The organism is Mesorhizobium sp. M7A.F.Ca.CA.003.01.2.1 (assembly GCF_003998945.1).
GTDB classification, from domain to species: domain Bacteria; phylum Pseudomonadota; class Alphaproteobacteria; order Rhizobiales; family Rhizobiaceae; genus Mesorhizobium; species Mesorhizobium ciceri.
On record NZ_RZRA01001213.1, the window covers coordinates 1 to 1331 of the forward strand.

Here is a 1331-nt window from a genome sequence, read left to right on the forward strand (position 1 = left end):
ATCTGCGCGACATACTGGCGAAGGCCGAACGCAAAGCCGACCGCGAGCGCATAGCGGTCGTGTCGCGCGATCTGCGTTACTGGACCGCCCGGCGCGAAAGCGCCGAACTCTCGGTGCCGGAGCCGGGCAGTGACGTTGTGCGCTTCGGCATGGGCGTCACGATCGAGAGCGATGACGGCAAGAAGGTGCATTGGAAGATCGTCGGCGAGGACGAGGCTGATCCCACCAAGGGCAGCATTTCGCATGTTTCGCCAATGGCTGTCGCCCTGTTCGGCAAGAAGATCGGCGACTTGGCCAGCGTCAACGGCAAGGAATGGGAAATCGTCAAGCTCTCCGAGAGCTAGGACGTCTCAAATCCGCCGCACTGATTGGCGCGTCATTTGGCGAGTTTCTGAAGCCCGACCCGATATTTGTCCATGACCTCGCGCGCGGCCTTCATCTGCCGTTCGAACCTGTCGGCCACCGGTCTTAAAATGATGCCGTGATCAGTTTCGATGATCTGGAGCTGATCGCCCGATTGCAGATTCAAGCTGTCCAGCATTCCCGTGGCAAGATCAGGGCATCTGATCCGTCGTCGAGCTTGTGGATGGTCGTCTTCACGGTTACCGCACCTTGGTTGCAGTGTCAGTCTAGCACAACCTTTTCAGAGATGCAGCAGTCCTAGTCCGTGGCCAGCAGGCGGTCCAGCAGGCGATCCGCTGCCTCTGGAATGACTGTGCCCGGCGGGAAGATTTCCGCAGCGCCGGCTTGCCGCACCGCGTCATAGTCCTGCGGTGGGATGACGCCGCCGGCGACGATCAGCATGTCGCCGCGGCCGAGCTTTTTAAGCGCGTCGCGCAGTTCCGGGATCAGCGTCAAATGTCCCGCCGCCAGCGACGAGGCGCCGACGATGTGGACGTCCTGTGCGACCGCCAGCCTGGCGATCTCATCCGGTGTCTGGAACATCGCGCCGACGGTGACGTCGAAGCCGAGATCGGCGAAGGCCGTAGCGATGACCTTCTGGCCACGGTCGTGGCCGTCCTGGCCCATCTTGGCGACGAGAATGCGCGGCTTGCCGCCGGTCTTCTTCTCGAAGGCGTCAAGCTTGTCCTGCAGCCCGTCGACCACGGGATGATCGCCAAGCGCCTTGCGATAGATGCCGGAAATGGTCTGCACCGTAGCGACGTGGCGCCCAAACGCCCTTTCCAACGCGAATGAAATCTCGCCGACCGTTGCATTGGCGCGCGCGGCTCGGATGGCGAATTCCAGCAGGTTTTCATTGCCTTGCGCGGCACGGGTCAGCGCATCGAGTGCGCTTTCGACGGCGGCGACATCGCGCGTGCACTTCAGCC

3 protein-coding genes are annotated in these 1331 nt (G+C 62.2%); 1 reads left to right on the plus strand and 2 read right to left on the minus strand.

Annotated elements, in window-relative coordinates:
* Positions 1 to 344, plus strand: a 344-nt coding sequence (locus EN969_RS31310; protein WP_127419747.1) for a GreA/GreB family elongation factor, incomplete at its 5' end; no start/stop codon positions are given.
* A gap of 32 nt (positions 345 to 376) precedes the next feature.
* On the opposite strand, the gene EN969_RS31315 is transcribed toward EN969_RS31310, so the two are convergent.
* Both EN969_RS31315 and EN969_RS31320 read right to left on the minus strand, forming a co-directional pair.
* A complete protein-coding gene (locus tag EN969_RS31315; RefSeq protein ID WP_245459565.1) occupies positions 377 to 541 on the minus strand; it encodes an AbrB/MazE/SpoVT family DNA-binding domain-containing protein in 165 nt (54 codons plus the stop codon).
* 119 nt (positions 542 to 660) lie between these two features.
* Positions 661 to 1331: methylmalonyl-CoA mutase family protein (locus EN969_RS31320; RefSeq protein WP_206525282.1), on the minus strand; the 671-nt coding region annotated here is incomplete at its 5' end.

What these genes read in the sequence shown, in the direction of transcription:
- EN969_RS31315 (WP_245459565.1), bottom strand. Translation starts at nt 541, where the DNA reads ATGCTGGACAGCTTGAATCTGCAATCGGGCGATCAGCTCCAGATCATC.